The sequence below is a fragment of the Pseudoalteromonas sp. NBT06-2 genome (genome assembly GCF_002276045.1).
Taxonomy (GTDB): domain Bacteria; phylum Pseudomonadota; class Gammaproteobacteria; order Enterobacterales; family Alteromonadaceae; genus Pseudoalteromonas.
The window spans coordinates 1-6,959 of the sequence record NZ_NQMR01000106.1 but is presented as its reverse complement, the minus strand read 5'-3'; the positions used below and the strand labels follow the sequence as shown (position 1 = coordinate 6,959).

Below are 6,959 nucleotides of genomic sequence, written 5' to 3'. Positions count from 1 at the left end.
CTGCTTTTTGAGAAGTTACAAATGATGATGCTAAGTTATTAGAACAATGTACTTTTCCTTTAACGGGGCAAGGTGTTGTAAAGCGTATCTATACCGATCTTGCTGTTATTGAAGTAACTGATCAAGGGTTTGAATTATTAGAGCTTGCACCTGGCATTAGTTTTGACACAGTTAAAAATAAAACTGCTGCAAATTTAATTGATTCTCGTTTGAAATATTCAGGGGAAAATAATGACTGAGCAAATCAATCAAAGTGAAATCTTGTTTGAGCGCGCTAAAAAAGTATTACCTGGTGGCATAAGCCGAAATACGATTTTTAAATTACCGCACCCCGATTATGTCGAAAAAGGTGAAGGTTGTATTGTTACTGATATCAATGGTAAAGAATATATTGATTTTGCAAACAATATGGCATCACTTATTCATGGTCACGCTCACCCGGTGATCACTCGCGCTATCATAGAGCAAGTATCAAAAGGTACTGCTTTTACAATGGCCAGTGAAGTTGAAATTGAATTTGCTGAATTGTTATGTTCTCGCGTACCAGGCTTTGAAAAAATTCGTTTTGTAAACTCTGGTACAGAAGCCGTAATGGCAATGATAAAGTCGGCACGTGCATTTACTGGTAAAGCAAAAATTGCAAAAGTAGAAGGCGCTTATCATGGTGCTTATGATTACGCAGAAGTAAGTCAAACTGCAAACCCTAACAATTGGGGTGATGAAGATAAACCTAATAGTGTACCTGTTGCAGTTGGCACGCCGGAAAAAGCGCTAGATGATGTTATTGTGATCCCATATAACAATACAAAAAAAGCACTAGAGATATTAAATCAACATCAAGGTGAAATAGCAGCTGTATTGTTAGATCCTGTTTCTCATCGGGTGGGCATGGTTGCAGCGGAAGATGAATTTGTAGAAGCCTTATATAAATGGACCCGAGAACAACAGGCATTGCTTTTATTTGATGAAGTGATCACTTTTAGAGTCGGTTTTGGTGGTGCACAACAAAGATATAAAGTATCACCTGATTTAACAGCTATGGGCAAAATGATAGGTGGGGGCTTCCCTGTGGGAGCGTTTGCTGGTCGCTCAGATGTCATGTCAGTATTAGATCCACTACAACCCAAAGTTTTACTGCCCCACTCTGGGACTTTCTCAGCTAATCCTGTGACCATGGTTGCCGGGTTAACAGCCATGAAGTTATTTGATCACAAAGCAATTGAAAAAATAAATTTGTTAGCGCTTAAAACAAAAGTACTTATCTCTCATTCAATTGAAAAAGTGGGTATTAAAGCATGTGTTACCGGTGAAGGCGCTATGTTAAGAGTTCACTTTAAATCACAAGCACCAACAAATTATAGACAAAGTTTTTTGAATGAAGATGAAGCAAAAGCTTTAAAAATAGTACTCACCCATGCAAATGAACAAGGGATTATGTTGATTAATACCTGCTCTATGATGCTTTCAACTGTAATGACAATAAATGAAATTGAAAAACTTGTTCAGGTATTAGAACAAGGATTTGAGTTAGTAGCTAAGCAGCTACCTAGCTTTAAGAGATATAGGTAAAATATGAAAGACGTATATATATGTGATGCGATTAGAACACCTATTGGTAAATATGCTGGCGCTCTTGCAAGTGTGCGAGCTGATGATTTAGCTGCACTACCTTTAAAAGCATTAATGGATAGAAATCCACAGTGCAACTTTTCAAAAGTAGATGATGTCATTCTAGGTTGTGCCAATCAAGCAGGTGAAGATAATCGCAATATTGCGCGTATGGCTTCACTTTTGGCCGGTTTGCCAGTAGAAGTACCGGCAACAACTTTAAATCGGTTATGTGGCTCAGGCCTAAATGCCATTGGTGTTGCCATGCAGGCGATTAAATCAGGTGAAACCCAATTAATGATAGCGGGTGGTGCAGAATCTATGACACGCGCCCCTTTTGTAATGGGGAAATCACAAAGTGGATATGATCGCTCGCAAGAAATGTTTGATACTACTATGGGGTGGCGTTTTGTAAACAAAAAGCTAGATGCAGTTTACGGTACTGAAACTATGCCTAAAACCGCCGAAAATTTAGCTGATGATTTTAACATTAGTCGTGAAGATCAAGATAAGTTTGCCTTTAACAGTCAAATGAAAACTGCAAGTGCTCAAGAATTAGGTTTGTTTTCTCAAGAAATAGTGCCTGTTGTTATTCCTCAAAGAAAAAAAGAAGATATCGTTTTTGATAAAGATGAGCACCCAAGATTAGGTAGTCTTGAAAAAATGTCATCACTTAAACCTTTTGTAAAATCTGATGGCACAATTACAGCTGCAAATGCATCGGGGATAAATGATGGTGCTGCTGCTTTATTAATAGCCTCTAAAGAAGCGGCAATTGAACAAGGGCTCAAACCAGTTGCAAAAATACTGGGTATGTCTGTTGCAGGAGTTGAACCTAGGATTATGGGCTTAGGTCCAGTACCTGCAACAAATAAGTTACTAAAAAGACTAAATCTTAGTTTAGATGATATGGATATCATTGAAATAAATGAAGCCTTTAGCGCTCAGGCATTAGCTTGTATTCGCCAATTAGGACTCAAAGATGATGATGCTCGCATTAATCCACAGGGTGGTGCTATTGCATTAGGCCACCCATTAGGTATGAGTGGAGCACGTTTGATTATAACTGCGATGCGCCAGTTACAAGCAACTAGTAAACGTTATGCATTATGTACTATGTGCATTGGCGTTGGGCAAGGTATTGCTATGGTCATTGAAAATTGTGAAATAGACTAGTTTTTTGATTTAGCTACATGGAAGTAGCTATATTTTTATACAAAATGAACATATTTACCAAAGCAAATAAATATATGTAACTATTTCACACTGATCAAAATGTTTACTCCTTTCACCCCTATTTTACATTCTGTTGCGTAAATATTTTTAAAGCATATCTTATTGATGTTACTGTTTAATTTGTACACGAGTAGTAAGTTAGAAGCAAACATATTAACTCTCACGGGAAAAACAAATGTTTAATAAAAATATATTTTTAAAAGCAGTTCAATTCACATTACTAAGTGGTGCAGCTATCTCTTCAGTCTCGTTTGCAGCACAAGCTGCAGGAAATGAAACTCAGGCTGAAGTTGAGCGCATTGAAGTAACAGGTTCAAGAATACGTCGCAGTCAAATGGAAGGAGCTAACCCAGTTCAATTATTAGGAAAATTAGAAATTGAAAAAATGGGTTTAAGCAGTATTGGTGAAGCTTTACAAACACTCACCGCTTCAGCAGGTGATGCTTCAAATACGCAAAATAATAATGGTTCAGATGGTGCAACGCGTTTCTCTTTGCGTGGTATGGTGAGCAAAGAACACTGATATTGATTAATGGTCGTCGTGTTGTTGCTGGTGGTGCCGGTGCTGATACATCTGTGGATTTAAACGCAATTCCAGTAAGCATGGTAAAGCGTATTGAAGTATTAAAAGATGGCGCTTCAGCGGTTTATGGCTCAGACGCAATTGCTGGTGTAGTGAATATAATTACACGTAATGATTTTGATGGTTTTGAAATAAACACCACGGCAGGTGTAACAGGTGAAGGTGACGGCGAACAAATTGGTTTTGATGTAACTTACAGCTCTACATCAGATAAAGTCAATACAGTTGTTAATTTTGCTTATCATGAGCAAAAAAGCATATTTATGGGAGACCGAGGGTTTTCTGAATATGAATTACGCGCTTACCCAGATGGTCATACAGAACAAGGAGGTAGTTCAGCATCGCCTTGGGCAAATGTAGATGGCGCTCCGGGTTCTGCAAATGATCCAGATGCACCATTAGCTGATGCAAATGTAACGCGAGGACCTGAATTTGGTGATTGGCGCACTCTAGACGGTTCAACAGATTCGTATAACAATAATCCTGTGAACTACTTACAGACACCAAGAGATCGTTTTTACATTGCAGCTTTAACAAATCAAGAGCTTGGTAGTGCAGGTATCTTTGAAGATGTTCGTGCTTTTGGTGAAGCAAGTTATTCTCAAACAAGTGGCGAAGTGTTAATTGCACCAGAGCCTTTAGCACCACTGATATTTTTTGGAACTGCAGCGCCCTACTCACCTGATAACTACTATAACCAAACGCAAGGCCCTAAAGATGAACAAGGTAATCCTTATGTATTAAATGACTGGCGTCGTAGAATGTTAGAAAGTGGTGGTCGTCAAGATTCTCAAGAATCTCGTACATCACGTATTGTTGTTGGCTTAGAAGGTCAATTTACAAATGGTTGGGACTGGGAGTTATCTTATAATTATGGCGAAAATAGCTATAACCAAGTTTCTGTTGGTAACTATCATTTAGATCGTGTTGCAGAAGCCGTTGGTGCAACCCATTTTGATTCTGATAACGTATTACGTTGTGGCGCTACAGCAGCAGACTTAATCGATGGTTGTGTACCGCTTAACATTTTTGGGGAGCCTGGTACTGAAAACGAAATAACTGATAAAATGATGCAATACATCAGTGGTAACTATCCAACAATGCGTGATGGTGGTAATAAACAAACCTCTTGGCAATTTATTGTAAGTGGTGATTTATTTGAAATGCCGGCAGGTGCAGTCGGGTTTGCGTTTGGTTTAGAGACTCGTAAAGAAACAGGCTTTTATCAACCAGATTCGTTGTTAATGAACGGTATTACAACAGCTGGTGATTCTCAACCTACTAAAGGTGGTTACAGCGTTGATGAATCTGTTGTTGAGTTAATTATTCCTGTATTAGATACGGTAGAAATTGACTTTGCGGCACGTTTTTCTGATTACAGTAATTTTGGTTCAAATACGACAGGTAAACTAGGTGTACGCTGGCGTCCAAGTGATAGCTTGTTAGTGCGTGCTACAGCTTCTCAAGCATTCCGTGCGCCAAATTTAGATGAGTTATTCCGTGGTGCTGCGATAGACTTCCCTGAAGTGCATGATAGATGTGCTGATGATGATGAAATTGGTAATGCCAATTGTATTGCATCGGGTGTACCTGCTACAGGCTACAACGATGATGGTGTTGAACAAATTCCAACACAAGAAGCCGGTAATGCAGATTTAGAACCGGAAGAAGCTGATATTTTAACAGCTGGTATCGTTTACAATACAGATCTACTAGACAATATGTCTTTCACTTTAGATTATTGGTCTATTGAGCTTGAAAATGCGATTAGCCAGGTGGGTGCTCAAAATAGACTTGATGGTTGTGTTGATCACGGTATGTTCTGTGATGGCATGGTGAGATTTAAAGAAGGTGCAGCTACTGGCCAATTTATTCATATTAAAGACCCGTTCTTAAATATTGATGGTATTAATACATCTGGTCTTGATTTTAATGCTAAGTTTACGGCTAATTCATCATTTGGTGAATTTGCATTTAACTTTAATACTACTTACCTGCTTGAGTACGACAAAATTATGCATGATAAACTCACTGTGGCACATGAAGGCCGATTTGATGTTGATAATGATGGACATTTTGCTAAATGGAAATCAAATTTTTCTGTAGATTGGACACTTAATGATTTTGTTTCTAATGTGACAGTTAATTATATCAGTGGGGTTGAAGAAACAGAAAAAGGTTGGTGGACTGAACCATTCCAAAGAGATGTTGAAGCCAATACCACAGTTAACATGCAAACGGCTTACTACATGAATGATAATATGAATGTAAGTTTAGGTATTAATAATGTATTTGATGAAAAACCGCCGTATGTATTTTCTGCATTTGGCGCCAACACAGATGTAAATACTTATCAAGTTATAGGACGTTACATGTATCTTAAACTTGGCGTTAAGTTTTAACCCCTCAAACAATTAACCTACAAGCTAATTAAATCAAAGCGGTATATCATTGATATATCGTTTTTCAGTATCAATTAGAAATTTATTTAACTTAACATTTATTGATTTGAATTAAAAAAGTAAAAATTAAATATTTATCTCTATATTTAATTGGTTAAAATACTTTATCAATATTATATTTTATGATTTTTTAATGAAACAACTCACAGATAAACAATCTTTAAGATATTGCCGCCATATTTTAATTCCATCTATAGACTTTGAAGGTCAAGAAAAATTATTTAATAGTAAAGTACTATTAATTGGATTAGGTGGATTAGGTTGTAGTTGTGCACCCTTTTTAGCCTGTTCTGGTATAGGTAAATTAACTTTAGTTGATTTCGATACGGTAGAAGTGACTAACTTACAAAGACAAATTTTACATACAGAAGCAGATGTCGGTCATTCTAAAGTTGCTTCAGCACAAGCGAGCCTAACTGCAATTAATAGTGAATGTGACATTGAAATTATTAATAAAAAGCTCGAAAGTGAAGAATTAAACCAATTAATTTCTCAGCACGATATCGTAGTAGATTGTACAGACAATTTAACAACTAGAGAAATGATCAACCTTGGGTGTTTTAAGTCTAAAACGCCCCTTGTTTCAGGTGCAGCCATACGTATGGAAGGTCAAATTACCAGTTTTACTATGGCAAAAGATGCGCCTTGTTATCATTGTTTTAGCCACAGGTTTGGTGAACAAGCTTTAAGTTGTGTTGAGTCAGGAATTATAGCACCACTAGTGGGTATTATAGGTTCTTATCAAGCTTTAGAAACCCTTAAAATAATAATGGGTGTAGGTGAACCGCTTGAGGGGAAAATATTAATGATAGATGCGATGACAAGTCAAACGAATACCTTTAAATTTTCAAAAGTTAAAGGTTGTAAAGTATGCAGTTAAACTTTTATTTTAATAAAGAAGCTTACTCAAGCAATTAAATTTATTAGCTTATTAATCGACTTGAAACAATTAAATCTGCACAGATATTTTTACAAATTTAATTAACTTTATCTTCATATTTTAGTTAGAAAAACAGGTACTGTGCCCAATTAGTCTAATCTATCATAATTGCCAATCACATTAAGTCAGA

Annotated in this window: 5 protein-coding genes; all 5 read left to right on the top strand. The window is 36.9% G+C overall.

The window, feature by feature from the left end; genetic code table 11:
- Positions 1–231: 231 nt before the first annotated feature.
- The gene (locus CJF42_RS18175) at positions 232–1,569 is read left to right on the top strand and encodes an aspartate aminotransferase family protein (protein ID WP_095368041.1); all 1,338 of its coding nucleotides are present in this window, start codon (positions 232–234) and stop codon (positions 1,567–1,569) included.
- A gap of 3 nt (positions 1,570–1,572) precedes the next feature.
- Positions 1,573–2,784 carry a 3-oxoadipyl-CoA thiolase gene (gene pcaF / locus CJF42_RS18170; protein WP_095368040.1) on the top strand — a complete coding sequence of 404 codons (1,212 nt, stop codon included), beginning with the start codon at positions 1,573–1,575 and terminating at the stop codon, positions 2,782–2,784.
- A gap of 235 nt (positions 2,785–3,019) precedes the next feature.
- Entirely contained in the window at positions 3,020–3,367 is a 348-nt protein-coding gene (locus CJF42_RS28700; protein WP_252097660.1) for a Plug domain-containing protein, read from the top strand.
- A gap of 2 nt (positions 3,368–3,369) precedes the next feature.
- Entirely contained in the window at positions 3,370–5,829 is a 2,460-nt protein-coding gene (locus CJF42_RS18165) for a TonB-dependent receptor domain-containing protein (RefSeq protein WP_252097659.1), read from the top strand.
- 193 nt (positions 5,830–6,022) lie between these two features.
- Positions 6,023–6,769, top strand: coding sequence for a molybdopterin-synthase adenylyltransferase MoeB (gene moeB / locus CJF42_RS18160; protein ID WP_095368039.1), 747 nt, complete (start codon positions 6,023–6,025; stop codon positions 6,767–6,769).
- Positions 6,770–6,959: the final 190 nt, after the last annotated feature.